This window comes from Streptomyces sp. NPDC014995, from assembly GCF_043080745.1.
GTDB lineage: Bacteria > Actinomycetota > Actinomycetes > Streptomycetales > Streptomycetaceae > Streptomyces.
In genome coordinates, this window is record NZ_JBIBVX010000015.1 from 154898 (window position 1) to 171546 (window position 16649).

General features: G+C 71.8%; 14 protein-coding genes. 10 read left to right on the forward strand and 4 right to left on the reverse strand.

Translation table 11 applies throughout. The annotated features are described in order from the left end of the window. Nucleotides 1–322: 322 nt before the first annotated feature. The 3 genes from ACF1A1_RS28685 to mfd all read left to right on the forward strand — a co-directional run bounded on the left by ACF1A1_RS28685 (nucleotide 323) and on the right by mfd (nucleotide 7612). Nucleotides 323–1111 (forward strand): ABC transporter ATP-binding protein, encoded by a 789-nt coding sequence (locus tag ACF1A1_RS28685; protein WP_392003890.1) that lies wholly within the window; start codon nucleotides 323–325, stop codon nucleotides 1109–1111. Then, the gene (locus ACF1A1_RS28690; RefSeq protein WP_392003891.1) at nucleotides 1108–3687 is read left to right on the forward strand and encodes an ABC transporter permease; all 2580 of its coding nucleotides are present in this window, start codon (nucleotides 1108–1110) and stop codon (nucleotides 3685–3687) included. The genes ACF1A1_RS28685 and ACF1A1_RS28690 overlap by 4 nt, the downstream gene beginning before the upstream one ends. 391 nt (nucleotides 3688–4078) lie before the next feature. Then, nucleotides 4079–7612, forward strand: coding sequence for a transcription-repair coupling factor (gene mfd / locus ACF1A1_RS28695; protein WP_392003892.1), 3534 nt, complete (start codon nucleotides 4079–4081; stop codon nucleotides 7610–7612). A gap of 217 nt (nucleotides 7613–7829) precedes the next feature. On the opposite strand, the gene ACF1A1_RS28700 is transcribed toward mfd, so the two are convergent. Then, entirely contained in the window at nucleotides 7830–8021 is a 192-nt protein-coding gene (locus tag ACF1A1_RS28700) for an antitoxin (protein ID WP_392003893.1), read from the reverse strand. 557 nt (nucleotides 8022–8578) lie between these two features. Here ACF1A1_RS28700 and ACF1A1_RS28705 point away from each other — a divergent pair. Continuing rightward, nucleotides 8579–9304, forward strand: coding sequence for an HNH endonuclease family protein (locus ACF1A1_RS28705; RefSeq protein ID WP_392003983.1), 726 nt, complete (start codon nucleotides 8579–8581; stop codon nucleotides 9302–9304). Nucleotides 9305–9322: 18 nt separating this feature from the next. Here ACF1A1_RS28705 and ACF1A1_RS28710 read toward each other — a convergent pair whose 3' ends face one another. Together ACF1A1_RS28710 and ACF1A1_RS28715 are read right to left on the reverse strand one after the other, a co-directional pair. Continuing rightward, nucleotides 9323–10549 carry an MFS transporter gene (locus ACF1A1_RS28710; protein ID WP_392003894.1) on the reverse strand — a complete coding sequence of 409 codons (1227 nt, stop codon included), beginning with the start codon at nucleotides 10547–10549 and terminating at the stop codon, nucleotides 9323–9325. 1 nt (nucleotide 10550) lies between these two features. Then, the gene (locus ACF1A1_RS28715; protein ID WP_392003895.1) at nucleotides 10551–10922 is read right to left on the reverse strand and encodes an SDR family oxidoreductase; all 372 of its coding nucleotides are present in this window, start codon (nucleotides 10920–10922) and stop codon (nucleotides 10551–10553) included. A gap of 56 nt (nucleotides 10923–10978) precedes the next feature. On the opposite strand from ACF1A1_RS28715, the gene ACF1A1_RS28720 reads away from it, so the two are divergent. The 3 genes from ACF1A1_RS28720 (at nucleotide 10979) to ACF1A1_RS28730 (ending at nucleotide 13032) form a co-directional block, all read left to right on the forward strand. Beyond that, entirely contained in the window at nucleotides 10979–11971 is a 993-nt protein-coding gene (locus tag ACF1A1_RS28720) for a helix-turn-helix domain-containing protein (RefSeq protein WP_392003896.1), read from the forward strand. A gap of 186 nt (nucleotides 11972–12157) precedes the next feature. Then, nucleotides 12158–12901 (forward strand): N-acetyltransferase, encoded by a 744-nt coding sequence (locus ACF1A1_RS28725; RefSeq protein ID WP_392003897.1) that lies wholly within the window; start codon nucleotides 12158–12160, stop codon nucleotides 12899–12901. Next, a complete protein-coding gene (locus tag ACF1A1_RS28730; protein WP_392003898.1) occupies nucleotides 12898–13032 on the forward strand; it encodes a hypothetical protein in 135 nt (44 codons plus the stop codon). The genes ACF1A1_RS28725 and ACF1A1_RS28730 overlap by 4 nt, the downstream gene beginning before the upstream one ends. 96 nt (nucleotides 13033–13128) lie before the next feature. Here ACF1A1_RS28730 and ACF1A1_RS28735 read toward each other — a convergent pair whose 3' ends face one another. Continuing rightward, a complete protein-coding gene (locus tag ACF1A1_RS28735) occupies nucleotides 13129–13500 on the reverse strand; it encodes a hypothetical protein (protein WP_392003899.1) in 372 nt (123 codons plus the stop codon). A gap of 198 nt (nucleotides 13501–13698) precedes the next feature. On the opposite strand from ACF1A1_RS28735, the gene ACF1A1_RS28740 reads away from it, so the two are divergent. The 3 genes from ACF1A1_RS28740 (at nucleotide 13699) to ACF1A1_RS28750 (ending at nucleotide 16611) form a co-directional block, all read left to right on the forward strand. After that, nucleotides 13699–14526, forward strand: a complete 828-nt coding sequence (locus tag ACF1A1_RS28740) for a glycoside hydrolase domain-containing protein (RefSeq protein WP_392003900.1) — start codon at nucleotides 13699–13701, stop codon at nucleotides 14524–14526. A 337-nt stretch (nucleotides 14527–14863) separates the two neighbouring features. Then, nucleotides 14864–15514, forward strand: a complete 651-nt coding sequence (locus ACF1A1_RS28745) for a SurA N-terminal domain-containing protein (protein ID WP_392003901.1) — start codon at nucleotides 14864–14866, stop codon at nucleotides 15512–15514. Nucleotides 15515–15615: 101 nt separating this feature from the next. Beyond that, the gene (locus tag ACF1A1_RS28750; protein WP_392003902.1) at nucleotides 15616–16611 is read left to right on the forward strand and encodes a nucleoside triphosphate pyrophosphohydrolase; all 996 of its coding nucleotides are present in this window, start codon (nucleotides 15616–15618) and stop codon (nucleotides 16609–16611) included. The last annotated feature ends 38 nt before the right edge of the window (nucleotides 16612–16649 follow it).

Here is a 16649-nt window from a genome sequence, read left to right on the forward strand (position 1 = left end):
GCGGGGGGAGGGTTCGTACCGCCGGAGGAGGAGACGGGCGGGGGCCCGTCCTTAATCTGGCTTTACGCCGTCGGGGGGCGGCAACCGCGGGTCCGGGGGGTGGGGTTAACCCCCCGGAAAGACGGGCCCGAGCACCAGCGCGCGGGACCTGGTCCCGTCGACAGACTGAGCGACGTCACCAGGAACACCCGCACCGGAACACCCGCACCACCAGGACCGCACGGGGACACCCGCACCGGAACACCCGCACCACCAGGACCGCACGGGGACACCCGCACCGCGAACCGGTGCACCTCATTCGAACCGACATAGGAGATTCACCGTGACTTCGGCTGTAACCATTCCCAGGCACGGGGGCACTGGAGGGCGTACGGCCGTTGCCGCACGGGCACGGCAGGTCGTCAAGGCGTACGGGTCCGGGGAGACCCGGGTCGTGGCCCTGGACCACGTCGACGTGGACATCGCCCGCGGTCAGTTCACCGCGATCATGGGCCCCTCGGGGTCGGGCAAGTCCACGCTGATGCACTGCCTCGCCGGGCTCGACACCGTGACGTCCGGGCAGATCTACCTGGACGAGACCGAGATCACCGGGCTGAAGGACAAGAAGCTCACCCAACTGCGCCGGGACCGCGTCGGGTTCATCTTCCAGGCGTTCAACCTGCTGCCGACGCTGAACGCGCTCGAGAACATCACCCTGCCCATGGACATCGCCGGGCGGAAGCCGGACAAGCCGTGGCTGGACCGGGTCGTGGAGACCGTCGGGCTCGCCGGGCGGCTCAAGCACCGCCCCACGCAGCTCTCCGGCGGCCAGCAGCAGCGCGTGGCCGTGGCGCGTGCCCTCGCCGCGCGCCCCGAGATCATCTTCGGTGACGAGCCGACCGGAAACCTCGACTCGCGCGCGGGCGCCGAGGTGCTGGGCTTCCTGCGCCGCTCCGTGGACGAACTGGGCCAGACCATCGTCATGGTCACCCACGACCCGGTGGCGGCCTCGTACGCCGACCGCGTGCTGTACCTCGCGGACGGCCGGATCGTCGACGAGATGTACAAGCCGACCGCCGAGACCGTCCTGGACCGCATGAAGGACTTCGACGCGCGGGGGCGTACCTCATGACCGTCATGAAGACCTCGATGCGCAACTTCTTCGCGCACAAGGGACGCATGGCGCTGTCCGCCATCGCCGTCCTGCTGTCGGTGGCCTTCGTCACGGGGACTCTGGTCTTCACGGACACCATGGGCACCACGTTCGACAAGCTGTTCGCGGCCACCTCCTCCGACGTCACGGTCAGCGCCAAGGGCGCCTCGGACACCGGTGAGACCCAGGCCGACAACGGCAGGCCGCCGGTCATGCCCGCGTCCGTCCTGGACGAGGTGCGCGAGGTGGACGGTGTGAAGTCGGCCGAGGGCACCGTCTTCTCGACCTCGGTGACCGTCGTCGACGTGGACAAGGACAGCCTCTCGCCCACGAGCGGCGCGCCGACCATCGTCGGCAACTGGAACGCCACCGACGCCCGCACCATGAAGATCGCCTCCGGCAACGCGCCGCGCGGGCCGGACCAGATCATGGTCGACGCGGACACCGCCGACAAGCACGACCTGAAGCTCGGCGACGAGATCGGCGTCATCACGGCGGTGGGCACGCACAAGGCGAAGGTCTCGGGCATCGCCGAGTTCCAGGTCACCAACCCCGGTGCGGCGATCTTCTACCTGGACACGAAGACCGCTCAGGAGGCCCTGGTCGGCGAGAGCGGCGTCTACACCAACGTCAACGTCACCGCGGCCTCCGGCGTCAGCGACGCGCAGTTGAAGAAGAACGTCGCGAACGCGCTCGACAGCGGCTACCGGATCCAGACGGCCAAGGAGGTCGCGGACGCCAACGCCAAGGACGTCGGCGAGTTCATGGGCGTGATGAAGTACGCGATGCTCGGCTTCGCCGGGATCGCCTTCCTCGTCGGCATCTTCCTGATCATCAACACCTTCTCGATGCTGGTCGCCCAGCGCACCCGTGAGATCGGCCTGATGCGGGCCATCGGCTCCTCCCGCAAGCAGGTCAACCGGTCCGTGCTGGCCGAGGCGCTGCTGCTCGGCGTGCTCGGCTCGGTCCTGGGCGTCGGCGCGGGCGTGGGCCTGGCGATCGGGCTGATGAAGCTCATGGGCGCCACCGGCATGAACCTGTCCACCGACGACCTCACCGTCGCCTGGACCACCCCGGTCGTCGGCCTGCTGCTCGGCGTCGTGGTCACCGTGCTCGCCGCGTACCTGCCCGCGCGGCGGGCCGGCAAGGTCTCCCCGATGGCCGCGCTGCGCGACTCCGGAGCACCGGTGGACGCCAAGTCCGGTGTCGTACGGGCCGTGCTGGGCCTGGTCCTGACGGGCGCCGGCGGCTGCGCCCTGTACCTGGCCGCTGAGGCCGACCGGGCGAAGGAAGGCTCGATGTGGCTGGGCGGCGGTGTCGTGCTGTCGCTGATCGGCTTCGTCGTCATCGGTCCGCTGCTCGCGGGTGGCGTGGTGCGGGTCATGGGCGCCCTGGTGCTGCGGATCTTCGGCCCGGTCGGACGGATGGCCGAGCGGAACGCGCTGCGCAACCCGCGCCGTACGGGCGCCACGGGCGCCGCGCTGATGATCGGTCTGGCGCTGGTCGCATGCCTGTCCGTCGTGGGCTCCTCGATGGTGGCCTCGGCGACGGACCAGCTGGACAAGACGGTCGGTACGGACTTCATCATCCAGTCGGACACCGGCCAGCTGATCACGCCGCAGGCGGTGCGGGCGGCGAAGTCGGCGGAAGGCCTGAAGGGCGTCACGGAATACAAGTGGACCGAGGCCGACTTCACCACGCCTGACGGCAGGACGGAGAAGAACACGGCGATCACGGCGGCCGACCCGAGCTACGCGACGGACCTGAGCACCGAGACGGTCGCCGGGAACCTCAAGGACGCCTACAAGCCCGACTCGATGTCCGTCCACGAGGAGTTCGCCGAGGACCACGGCATCAGCCTCGGCTCCGAGGTCTCCGTCGCCTTCAAGGGCGGCTCCACGGCCCGCCTCACGGTCCGTGCGATCACCAGCAGCGACGTCGTCATCGACCAGGGCGCCATGTACACGGCCATCGACACGATGGCCAAGTACGTCCCCGCCGACAAGATGCCGCTCGACACACTGCTCTTCGCCTCGGCGAAGGACGGCCAGGAGGCGGCCGCGTACACGTCGCTGAAGGCGGCGCTGGACGACTACCCGCAGTACAGCGTCCGCGACCAGACCGACTACAAGGAAGCCCTCAAGGACCAGATCGGCCAGCTCCTGAACATGATCTACGGCCTGCTGGCCCTGGCGATCATCGTCGCCATCCTGGGTGTGGTGAACACCCTGGCCCTGTCGGTGGTGGAGCGCACGAGGGAGATCGGCCTGATGCGCGCGATCGGCCTCTCGCGCCGCCAGCTGCGCCGCATGATCCGCCTGGAGTCGGTGGTGATCGCCCTGTTCGGCGCGCTGCTCGGCCTGGGCCTGGGCATGGGCTGGGGCGCCACCGCCCAGCAGCTCCTCGCCCTGGAGGGCCTGAACGTCCTCGACATCCCGTGGCCGACGATCATCGGAGTCTTCCTCGGCTCGGCCTTCGTGGGCCTGTTCGCGGCACTGGTCCCGGCGTTCCGGGCGGGCCGGATGAACGTACTGAACGCGATCGCGACGGAATAGCGACGACGGACGGCACCGACCACCGCACACGGGGGAGCCAGGGGGAGCCCGGCGCCGAGGAGTCACGGGGGACTCTTCGGCGCCGGGCCGCTGTATGTACCCCCTGGGCGTCCAGCCTGTCCGGGGCACCCCCTCCGGGGGAGTTCGAAGGACGAGGCCCGTCCAGGGCCGAAGGGGATCCGGGGGCGCAGCCCCCGGGGACGGGACGGGAAGGGGCGGCGGGGGCGAGAACCCGCCCCCCCACCCCCGGCGTTGTCCACAGCCCCAGCACACCGCCCCGCCCCGTCGTACTCTGGACACCCCCGGCCCGTGACACGCGTCGGGCCCTTCGCGTTGCCCACCTGGGATCCCGGTACGCCCGTACCCCGGACCCTCTGACGGAAAGCCCTCCATGAGCCTGCACGGTCTGCTGGACGCCGTAGTCAAGGACCCCGCCCTCGCGGAAGCGATCCCCGCGGCCGCAGACGGCAACCGCATGCACGTCGACCTGGTCGGCCCCCCGGCCGCCCGACCCTTCGCGATCGCCGCCCTGGCCCGCGAGACCGGCCGCCCGGTCCTGGCGGTGACGGCGACCGGCCGCGAGGCCGAGGACCTGGCCGCGGGCCTGCGCTCACTGCTGCCCCCGGACGGCGTCGTGGAGTACCCCTCCTGGGAGACCCTGCCGCACGAGCGCCTCAGCCCCCGCAGCGACACCGTCGGCCGCCGCCTCGCCGTCCTGCGCCGCCTGGCCCACCCCAGCACCGACGACCCCGAGACCGGCCCGGTCTCCGTCGTCGTGGCCCCCGTGCGCTCCGTGCTCCAGCCGCAGGTCAAGGGCCTCGGCGACCTGGAACCGGTCGCCCTGAGGTCGGGCCAGACCGCCGACCTGAACGAGATCGTGGAAGCCCTCGCGGCAGCCGCGTACGCGCGCGTGGAACTGGTCGAGAAGCGCGGCGAGTTCGCCGTGCGCGGCGGCATCCTCGACGTGTTCCCGCCCACCGAGGAACACCCCCTGCGCATCGAGTTCTGGGGCGACGACGTCGAGGAGATCCGCTACTTCAAGGTCGCCGACCAGCGCTCCCTCGAAGTCGCCGAACACGGCCTGTGGGCCCCGCCCTGCCGCGAGCTGCTGCTCACGGACGACGTCCGCGCACGCGCGCGTGCCCTCGCCGAGGAGCACCCCGAGCTGGGCGAGCTGCTCGGCAGGATCGCCGAGGGCATCGCCGTCGAGGGCATGGAGTCGCTGGCCCCGGTGCTCGTCGACGACATGGAGCTGCTGCTCGACGTGCTGCCCAAGGGCGCCATGGCCGTCGTCTGCGACCCGGAGCGGGTCCGCACGCGCGCCGCCGACCTCGTCGCCACCTCGCAGGAGTTCCTCCAGGCGTCCTGGGCGGCCACCGCGGGCGGCGGCGAGGCGCCCATCGACGTCGGCGCGGCCTCCCTGTGGTCCATCGCCGACGTGCGGGACCGCGCGCGCGAGCTGGACATGATGTGGTGGTCGGTGTCGCCGTTCGCCGCGGACCTCGAGCTGGAGGCGGACACCCTCCAGCTCGGCATGCACGCCCCGGAGTCGTACCGCGGCGACACGGCGAAGGCGCTCGCCGACACCAAGGGCTGGCTGGCCGACGGCTGGCGCGTCGTCTTCGTCACCGAGGGCCACGGCACGGCGGTCCGCACCGTCGAGGTGCTCGGCGGCGAGGGCGTCGCGGCCCGCCTGGACACCGACCTGACCGAGCTGTCCCCGTCGCTCGTGCACGTCTCCTGCGGCTCGATCGACTACGGCTTCGTCGACCCGGCGCTCCGGCTCGCCGTCCTGACGGAGACCGACCTGTCCGGGCAGAAGGCGGCCGGCAAGGACGGCGCCCGCATGCCCGCGCGCCGCAGGAAGACCATCGACCCGCTCACCCTGGAGGCGGGCGACTACATCGTCCACGAGCAGCACGGCGTGGGGCGCTACATCGAGATGGTGCAGCGCACCGTGCAGGGCGCCACCCGCGAGTACCTGGTCGTGGAGTACGCGCCCGCCAAGCGAGGCCAGCCCGGCGACCGCCTCTACATCCCCACCGACCAGCTGGAGCAGATCACCAAGTACGTCGGCGGCGAGGCGCCCACCCTGCACCGCCTGGGCGGCGCGGACTGGACGAAGACCAAGGCGCGCGCGAAGAAGGCGGTCAAGGAGATCGCCGCGGACCTGATCAAGCTGTACAGCGCGCGCATGGCGGCCCCCGGGCACGCGTTCGGCGCGGACAGCCCCTGGCAGCGCGAGCTGGAGGACGCCTTCCCGTACGCCGAGACCCCCGACCAGCTCACCACCATCGCCGAGGTCAAGGACGACATGGAGAAGTCGGTCCCGATGGACCGGCTGATCTGCGGCGACGTCGGCTACGGCAAGACGGAGATCGCGGTCCGCGCCGCCTTCAAGGCCGTCCAGGACGGCAAGCAGGTCGCGGTGCTCGTCCCGACCACGCTGCTGGTGCAGCAGCACTTCGGCACGTTCAGCGAGCGGTACGCGCAGTTCCCGGTGAGCGTGAAGGCCCTGTCGCGCTTCCAGAGCGACACCGAGGCGAAGGCCACCCTGGAGGGCCTGCGCGAGGGCTCCGTGGACGTCGTCATCGGCACCCACCGCCTGTTCTCCTCGGAGACCAGGTTCAAGGACCTGGGCCTCGTCATCGTCGACGAGGAGCAGCGCTTCGGCGTCGAGCACAAGGAGCAGCTGAAGAAGCTGCGGGCCAACGTCGACGTGCTCACGATGTCCGCCACGCCGATCCCGCGCACCCTGGAGATGGCGGTGACGGGCATCCGCGAGATGTCGACGATCACCACCCCGCCCGAGGAGCGCCACCCGGTGCTCACCTTCGTCGGCCCGTACGAGGAGCGGCAGATCGGCGCCGCCATCCGCCGTGAACTGCTGCGCGAGGGCCAGGTCTTCTACATCCACAACCGGGTCGAGTCGATCGACCGCGCGGCCGCCCGGCTGCGCGAGATCGTCCCCGAGGCGCGGATCGCGACCGCGCACGGCCAGATGTCGGAGGCGGCGCTGGAGCAGGTCGTCGTCGACTTCTGGGAGAAGCGGTTCGACGTGCTGGTCTCGACGACCATCGTCGAGTCCGGCATCGACATCTCCAACGCCAACACCCTGATCGTCGAACGCGGCGACACCTTCGGCCTCTCCCAGCTCCACCAGCTGCGCGGCCGCGTCGGCCGTGGCCGCGAGCGCGGCTACGCCTACTTCCTCTACCCGCCGGAGAAGCCGCTGACGGAGACCGCCCACGAGCGCCTGGCCACCATCGCCCAGCACACCGAGATGGGCGCGGGCATGTACGTGGCGATGAAGGACCTGGAGATCCGCGGCGCGGGCAACCTGCTCGGCGGGGAACAGTCCGGCCACATCGCGGGCGTCGGCTTCGACCTGTACGTCCGGATGGTCGGCGAGGCCGTCGCGGACTACCGGCGCCAGCTGGAGACCGGCGGGATCGAGGAGGAGCCGCCCCTCGAGGTCAAGATCGAGCTGCCCGTCGACGCGCACGTCCCGCACGACTACGCCCCCGGCGAGCGGCTGCGCCTCCAGGCCTACCGCGCCATCGCCTCGGCCAACTCCGAGGAGGACGTCAAGGCCGTACGCGAGGAACTCGTCGACCGCTACGGCAAGCTGCCCGAGCCGGTGGAGAACCTGCTGCTGGTGGCCGGCCTGCGGATGCTCGCGCGGGCGTGCGGCGTCGGCGAGATCGTACTCCAGGGCACCAACATCCGCTTCGCGCCCGTGGAGTTGCGCGAGTCGCAGGAGCTGCGGCTCAAGCGGCTCTACCCCGGCAGTGTCATCAAGCCGGCGGCCCACCAGGTCCTCGTCCCCCGCCCGAAGACCGCGAAGGTCGGCGGCAAGCCGCTGGTCGGGCGGGAACTGCTGGGCTGGGTCGGCGAGTTCCTGACGTCGGTGCTGGGCTCGTAGGACGCCGGGAGCCGGCCCCGGCCGCGGGGCGCCGAGCGCCGGCTTCCCCGGCCTTGGCCGGCTTCCCCGGGGCACCGGCCGGCTCCGTCCGCCGGTGGACTCCTTATGCCCGCCGTGACGCGAGGCCGCCCGCGCGACGACCGCCCGCGCGACACGAAGTCGCCCGCGGGCGGTCGGCCTCGCGGGCGGCTTCGTGTCCGAGTGACGATCCCTCGGGCTACGGCTGCTGTTCGGGGCGGTCGGGCCGGTCCTCGTCCATGCCGAGCCGCCGCTCCGCCTGCTGCTGGGCGGAGTCGACCTGGGACTCGTACTTGTTGCCCGTCCGCTCGTTGGCCTTCTTCTCCGCGGCATCGGACATGTGCTTGGCCTTGTCCCGCCCCTGGTGCCTGAACCTGTCGAAGATGCCCATCCCGAGCTCCTTCCGGAGGTGACTCACCACCGACGATATGCGCGGTTCACCCTGAATGCCCACTTGGAACCGGCGTGGTCTGGACCTCCCGTACCCCCTTACGCGCCCCTCGCCTACGGTGTACCCGAGCCCGGCGGGGGAAGCCGCCCTGTGCGGGGTGGCAGCGGTCGGGCAAGGGGAGGGGCGCACGTGAGGCGTCTGAGGGGTGGGGCGGCGGTCGCCGTCGCACGGATGGGTGCCGCGGCCGGCTGCACCGTCGGGGCCGCAGGAGCCGGAGGCGCCGGAGGGGGCCGGGCCACGGGCGGCGGAGCGGCCCTCGCCGCCGCCGAGTCGTCGCCGGTGAAGGGCCGGGCCCCAGGACCGGCTACGACCGCGACAGGGTCGGCACCCCTGGGCGGACACGTACTCCAACGACTGCGGCACCCGGGTCCCCTCTGTGCTCCGGCGGGCGATGGGCACGTTCGCGCGGCTCACGCGGGGAGGGGTGAGCCGTGCTGACTGAAGGGCATGTGCGTCACAAGGGGGCAGGGAACGCCCGCTTCCTCCACGCGGCGGCGATGGCGGCGGCTGCCGTGCTCCTGGTCTCGGGATGCGAGGGCCTCGGCGAAGCCGGCTCCTCCGCGGGATCCGGTCCGGCTGCGCCGGACGGGCGGGCGACCAGTCCGCTCAAGAATCCGGACGGTACGGAGCCGGGGCTCGCGCCCGTGACGACGGGCGCGGACAGGGCCGCGGCCCGCAAGCTCATCGGGGAGCTGTCCACGAAGGGGCGGGGGCCGAGGACGGGCTACGACCGCGACGAGTTCGGCTACGCATGGATGGACACGGCCGACGGGGTGCCGCTCGCGAGGAACGGGTGCGACACCCGGAATGATCTTATTCGTCGTGATGGTCGGGATCTCCGTTTCCGAGCCGGTTCCGACTGCGTGGTGATCGCCATGACGCTGGACGACCCGTACACCGGGACGACCATCGAGTGGCGCAAGCAGCAGGCCGCCGAAGTGCAGATAGACCACGTGGTGCCGCTGTCGTACAGCTGGCAGATGGGCTCCTCCCGCTGGTCGGAGGGCAAGCGCGAGCAGCTCGCCAACGACGTGCTGAATCTGATCCCCGTCGAGGGGCGGGCCAACTCGGCCAAGGGCGATTCGGGACCCGCGTCCTGGCTGCCGCCCAACAAGCAGGTCAGGTGCGCCTACGCGGTCCGCTTCGCCCAGGTCGCCATCAAGTACCGGATGCCGGTGACAGCCCCGGACAAGCAGATGATGCTGCGCCAGTGCGGCGGTTGACGAGCAGTACGGGTGCTCTCAACGGGGGCGGATCGGCCGAGTCCCGGCAGCGGCCGGTGACTGGCCTTTCGTCGCTGGGGGTCTGCGGCCGGACAGTGCCGCCCTGTGGTGGGCGAGGGCGAGCACCGTGAGCAGTGCCACGAGTGCGCACACGCCCCACCACCCGACCCGGCCGTACACCTGCACCCCGAGCCACGACCCTGCGCTGCCGCCCAGGTAGGCGCAGGTCATGTAGGTGGTGTTGAGCCTGCTGCGGGCGTCGGGACGCAGGGCGTAGAGCCGGGCCTGATGGGCGACCATGCCGGACTGCATGGCGATGTCGAGCAGCAGCGTGCCGGCGACCAGGGCAGCCAGCCCCGGCGCGCCGCCCAGGGCGCCCGCGGTCAGGACCGCGGCCGAGACGAGGACCCCCAGCATGCAGACGAGGTTCACCGGGTCCGGCCCACGGCGGTCCACCAGCCGTCCGGCGAGCGGTGTGCAGAGCATGGTTGCGCCGCCGACCAGGGCGAGCAGTCCTACGGCCTGGGCACCCAGGCCGTAGGCCGGACCGGTGAGGAGGAGCGCCAGGCACGTCCACACGGCCGAGAACCCGGCGAAGACCGCTGCCTGGGAGAAGCAGGAGCGTCGCAGGTCCGGCTCGGTGCGCAGCAGGCGCAGTGACTCGGCCAGGAGCGCCGGGTAGGGCTGACGCGAGTGCGGGGTCGTGGCCGGCACCGTGCGGGCCAGGACGCTCGCGAGAATGAGGACCAGGGCCGCGGCCACCAGGTAGGGAGCCCGCCACCCCAGCCATTCGCCGAGTGCCCCGCTGAAGGCGCGGGCCGTCAGCATGCCGCCGATCGACCCGCTCAGCAGGGTGCCGATCACCGCTCCGCGGCGGTCGTCGGCCACCAGTCCGGCCGCCAGCGGGCCGACCACCTGGGCGGCCACTGTGGTGAGCCCGATGACGGCACTGGCGGCGACGAGGAGCGGCAGGGTGGGAGCGCAGCCTGCGGCGAGCAGGCCCGCACCGGTCAAGGAGAACAGGGCCATGAGGAACGAGCGGTGCGGGAGCCGGTCGCCGAGCGGAACCAGCAGGAACAGTCCGGCCGTATAACCGACCTGGGTGGCGGTCACGGACAGGGAGGCGGCATCGGGAGATGTGTGCAGCGCTGCGGCAACCAAGGGAACGATCGCCTGCGGGAAGTAGATGTTGCCCACGGCCACCGCACAGGTCATGGCCAGGAGCAGGGTCGTCCGACGGCTCATCTCAGTCCACCGGTCCGCCGGCGACGTGGACGACCTGACCGGAGGCGAACCCGGCCTCGGGGTGCACCAGGAAGGACGTGGTGTGTGCGATGTCCTCCGGCTCGCCCACCCGTGCGACCGGGACGGACTGGGCCGCGCTACGCCGGTATCCGCCGAAGTCGAGGCCGAGACGTCGGGCGGACGCCCCGGTCGTGTCGCTCACGAGGAAGCCCGGGGCGATGGCGTCGGCGGTGATGCGGTGCCGTCCGAGCCGGAGGGCGAGCGACTTGGTGAAACCGGTCAGACCGGCCTTCGCGCTGCCGTGGTCGACGCGAGCGGCATCGCCGACCGCGGAGATGCCCGACAAGTGGCGCTCATGAGTTGTCCGTGTCATGGGCGGAAGTCCACGGCACCGACGTTCCGCCGCCAATCGATGTAGCGTGCGGCTTAATGATCAGCTTTGTGCTCGGCGTCGAGGACCTCGCGGACACGCGCTTCGCGCTCTCGCCCTTGCACGAAACCCTGTTCAGCCTGCGGGTGCTGCGGGATCCGGGCCTGTCCGCGCTGCACCTGCCCTGGCGCAGGTCCGTGCTCGGCACCCTCGGCACGCTTGACATCGATCTGCTGATGTCCCTGGTTGCCCAGCGGCGTACCCTCCCCGACTTCCTGACCCCGAATCCCACCAGCTTCGCACCGGCCTTCGAGGAAGAACTCGCCGTCGTCCGCCAGGCCGACCCCGCTCAGGTTCGCCACGACCTGCTGCTCGCGCACGCCCCCGACCCGCTCCCCGCGGCCTTGCGCGAAGCCGTGGCCGACGCCCCGCGCGTCGCCGGACTTCGCGACGCCATCTGTGAGGTCCTGCGGCAGTACTGGCGGGTGGCCATCGAGTCGCTGTGGCCGCGGATGCGACTGCTGCTGGAAGCCGACATGACCTACCGCGCACGTCAGCTCGCCCTGGGAGGCGCCCGGCTGCTCTTCGCCGACATGCACCCGAACCTGCGCTGGCAGGGCGGTGAGCTGTACATCGACAAGATGATCAGCAAGCACCGCGTCATGGCGTCCGGCCGGGGGCTGTTGCTCCTGCCGTCCGTGTTCGCACACAAGCCCGCGCCGCCCGTCAGCCCGGAGGAGCCGCCCAGTCTCGTCTATCCCTGCCGGGGAGTGGCCACGCTGTGGGACACCGCTCCACCCACGGACGGAACCGCCCTGGTGTCTCTGCTCGGCGCACCCCGGGCGAGACTGCTCGGTCTTCTCGAAGAGCCGCTGCCCACAGTGGAGCTCGCCCGCCGCCTCAGGGTCACCCCCAGCGCCGTCTCCCAGCACCTGCGCGTGCTGTACGCCACAGGCCTGGTCGCCCGGGCACGCGCCGGACGGCAGGTCCTGTACCGCCGCAGCCCCCTCGGCGACCAACTCGCGACCAGTACCGGCCCCACCCGTTCGTGACCTCTGGAGACGGGCCCCGCCGGCATGCCCGTGGCCGGCCGGAACCGAGGGACGAAGGCCTCACGTGGCAGGAGGCCGCCGCGTGCCGCCTGTTGCACCCGCGACGCTCAAGGACGCGGCGGGCTCGGCCCGTCGGCGGGGCAAAACCCGTTTTCCCGGCTCCGCCGCCCCGCCTACGGTGGCCGCATGGAACCGAAGGTCTCGTCACTCGCCGACCGGCCCGAGATGCTCGGGCCGGTGCTCGACATGCCGGACAGCTGGCCGCAGTTCATCACGCAGGACCCCGTGGGCAACGCCCACTACGGCCGGATCCCGGTCGAGCTCCCGGAGCACGTGCTGTTCGCGGAGGACGAGCGGGGCGAGGTCCTCGCGCACGCCTACAGCGTGCCCTTCGCCCTCCACGCCGAGGGCCGCGGTGAGCTGCCCGCGCGGGGCTGGGACCAGGTGCTGGTGTGGGCCTTCGCCGACCTGCGCCGCGGAGTGCGGCCGGACACGGTCAGCGCCATCTCGATCGTGGTCGCCCCGCACGCCCAGGGCCTGGGCCTGTCGGGACGCATGCTCGCGGCGATGCGGGACAACGCCCGTGCGCGGGGCTTCACCGAGGTCGTCGCACCGGTCCGCCCGAACGCCAAGCACCACGAACCGCACACCGCCGTCGAGGAGTACGCGCACCGGGTGCGGGACGACGGGCTGCCGTACGACCCGTGGCTGCGGGTGCACGCGCGGGCGGGGGCGACCGTCGAGCGGGTGGCGCCGGCGTCGATGACGGTGGCCGCCTCGCTGGCGGAGTGGCGCCGCTGGACGGGGCTGCCCTTCGACACGCGGGGGGACGTCGAGGTGCCCGGCGCGCTGGTGCCGGTGCGCTGCGAACCGGAGCGCGACCACGCGGTGTACGTCGAGCCCAACGTGTGGATGAGACACCGCCTGTGAGTCACGTCTTCACCATCAGGGACACCGACGAGGACGTCTGGGAACCGTCCATCGGCCTCGGCCGGTTGTTCCTGGGGCGGGTCGACACCCTCGGCGAACGCGTCAGGAACGCCGGCCTGATCGCCCCATGACATCGCCCCGGCCGAGCCCGGTGGCGAGGCGGCCGACAGCGCGTGGCACTCCGGTCGGCCGGACCGATGAGCGCGCCTCGCCGACGCGCCCACTACCTACCGGCCGTACGGATACCCCTGCTGATACGGGTACGGCTGCCCGGTCCCGTACGCCGGGACCTTCTTGTCGAACAGGACGAACAGCAGCATCCACGTCGCCATCAGCAACGTCACCAGCACCGCCACGCCCAGGAACGGATCCCCGTCCCCCTCGGCCGTGATCAAGGCCCACGGCAGGGTCAGGACCTCGTACAGCGCGAACGCGGCGAAGGCGCCCCAGTCCGAGGACCGGCCCCGCCGGATCGCCACGTACAGGAACGGCACCCACACCAGCAGGCCCAGGGAGCCCCACACCAGGGCGGTCCAGGCCAGCCGCTGGAAGACGCCGCCCTCCAGTCTCTTCTCCGCGCCCGCCGTCACCGTCGTCATACCGCCCCCCAAGTAGCCAGGGAGCAAGGGTAGGGCATGCCCGCGACAGCGACGGAGCTCCCTTTCTTTACCGCGGCATGAGGGATTCTTGTCGCTCCGAGAGGCATGTGTTTCCCGATCACAGGCCCGCCGCGGGCTACGGTGCGTTGCGACCCAGGGGGATCCGAACAGCCGTACTTGTCGACGATGGGGTGGGGAATGGCCGAGCACCGGCAGTCCAGGAAGCGCAGATACATCACGTGGGGCGTCGCCGGCGCCGCCGTCCTCGCGGGCGCGGGCATCGCCGCGCAGACCTCCATGGCGGCCACCACCTGGCCCGCCCAGAAGACCTTCACCGGCCGCGCCTTCGACACCTGCGCCGCCCCCTCCCTGGCCGCGATGAAGGCCTGGAACACCGGCTTCTACGGCGCCGCCGCCGTCTACGTCGGCGGCCGCAACCGCGGCTGCTCCCAGCCCAACCTCACCGCGTCGTGGGTGAAGTCGGTCAACTCGATCGGCTGGAAGCTCATCCCGATCTACGTCGGCGCCCAGCCGCCCTGCCAGACCGGCTCCAGCCCCGAGAGGATCACCGCCACCACCGCCGCCTCCCAGGGCGCGACCGACGCCGCGGACGCGGTCGCCAAGGCCTCCGCGCTCGGCATGAAGGCCGGCAGCCCGGTCTACCTCGACATGGAGCCGTACGACATCACCAACAAGGCGTGCAACGACGCCGTGCTGACGTACGTGCGCTCCTTCACCAAGACGCTGCGCGCCAAGGTCTACCGGGCCGGTTTCTACGGCTTCAGCAGCTCCAGCGCCAAGGCCATCGCCACCGCGACCGACAAGACGGACCTGCCGGGCAACCTCTGGTACGCGCTGTGGGACAAGCAGAACACCACCACCGCCGACTGGCCGTGGGGCTCCACCCAGTACACGAGCCACAGCCGCGGCCACCAGTACATGGTCAACAGCAAGGAGTCCCGCGGCGGCTACACGATCACCGTGGACCGCGACGCGTGGGACGCGCCGGTCGCGATCGTCGGCTGAGCCGGACCGCGCAGACGGGGCCGGATCACACAGGCGGTGCCGGGCCACACGGGCGACGCCGGGCCGCGCAGACGAGAAGGTCCCGTTCGTCCTCGTGGGCGGCACGTGGGCAGGGGCGAACGCGGCCGTCGTCGGCGCGGACGACGGCCCGCGCGCCGGGGTCGCCACGGCCGTCGAACGCGCGGTCGACGGGGCCGCGCCGACCGGCCAGGGCGCGGCGAAGCCGGAACTCCCGGTGAATCGTTGGTCGAATGGGTTGGCCACAGCCGTACCACTGCCTACCATCGATCACCGCAAGACTTTGTGCACCGTCGCACAATCTCCTCGGGAGGCTTCCTTGCACAGCCGCCGTCGTCGCACCGCGCTCCTGCTGTCCGCCGCGATCGTCGCGGCCGGGCCGCTCCTCACCGCCTGCGGAAGCGAGGCGCATCCCGGCGCGGCGGCCGTCGTCGGCGGCCAGCGGATCACCGTCTCCCAGCTGGAGAACCGGGTCAACGAGGTCCGCGCCGCGCAGCGCGCGGCGGTCACCGACGACACCCAGTACGCGCAGGCCGTCGCCCAGACCGGCAAACTCACCCGCGACACCCTGCACGGCATGGTCCTCGACCGGGTGCTGCACCGCGCCGCCGAGGACGCGGGCATCACCGTCAGCCGCAAGGAGGTCCAGGCGATGCGGGCCGGCCTCGAACAGCAGGCGGGCGGCGCGAAGGGCCTGGAGATGACCTGGCTCCAGCAGTACGGCATCCCGCCGCAGCGCCTCGAGGACAACCTCCGCCTCCAGCTCGAGGCCCAGAAACTCGCGGCCGAGCTCGGCACCGACACCAGCCAGCCCGTCTTCTGGGACGCCCTGTCGAAGGCGTCCCGGGAACTCGACGTCGACCTCAACCCGCGCTACGGCGACTGGGACGTCCAGAAGGTCAGCCGCGTCGACGCGAAGACGCCGTGGGTGCGGGACGTGACGACGGCGGAGAGCCCGCAGACGACGTGACGGCCGGCCGGCGGGGGCCTGCCTGTGGACAACCGGCCGGCCCCCGCGGCCTGCCTGTGGACAACGGCCGGGCTGTCGGCGGCGTGGGTTACGTTCGAGGTGTGAACGCCACCAGCAGCTCCGCAGACGGCTCCCAGGGGAGCGCCCCCGGCCGAATCGTCCTGCTCACCACCAGCCACCGCGTCGCCCCCGGCCTGCTGTCCTGGCCCGCCTGGCAGGCCCTGCGCGCGGCCGACCGCGTGCTGTGCGCGGACGGCGCGCACCCCCAGCTGCCGTACCTGCGCGAGGCCGGCATACGGGTCGAGGAGGCCGCCCCGACCGCCGAGGACCTGGTCGCCGCCTGCGCCGGCGGCCGCACGGTCGTCGTCGTGGCGACCGGCGAGGGCGAGCCGGCCCTGACGGACGGCCTCGCCCGCCTGGCGGGCTCCGGACGCGTCTCCATGCCCGAGCTGGAGCTGCTCCCCGCCTCCTACGACCTGCCCGGCGCCCGCCTCCTCGACCTCGTCCAGGTCATGGACCGCATCCGCGCCGAGTGCCCCTGGTCCTCCCGGCAGACCCACAAGGGCCTGGCGAAGTACGGCATCGAGGAGGCCTACGAACTCGTCGAGGCCATCGAGGACGGCGACCGCGACGAACTCCGGGAGGAACTCGGCGACGTCCTCCTCCAGGTCGTCTTCCACGCCCGTATCGCGGCGGAGGACGAGGAGTCCCCCTTCTCCATCGACGACGTCGCGGCCACGATCGTCACCAAGCTCATCCACCGCCACCCCCACGTCTTCGGCGACGCGACAGCGACGACACCGGAGGAAGTGAAGGAGCACTGGCTCCGCACCAAGGCGGTCGAGAAGCGCCGGGAGTCGGTGACCGACGGCATCCCCCTCCACCAGCCGGGCCTGGCACTCGCGGCCAAGCTCAGCTCACGCGTGCGCTCGGCGGACCTGGACGTCCCGCTCCCGCCGGCCGAGGGCATCGGCCACGAACTGCTGGCGCTGGCGGCCCGGGCGGAGTCGGAGGGGGTCGACCCCGAGGCGGCGCTCAGGGCCGCGGCCCGGGCTTACCGGGATGCGATCCGGGCGGCCGAGGGAGTGGGGGATTAGTACGGTGGGCTCCTGATTCCGGTGGCGGGCGCGGGGGG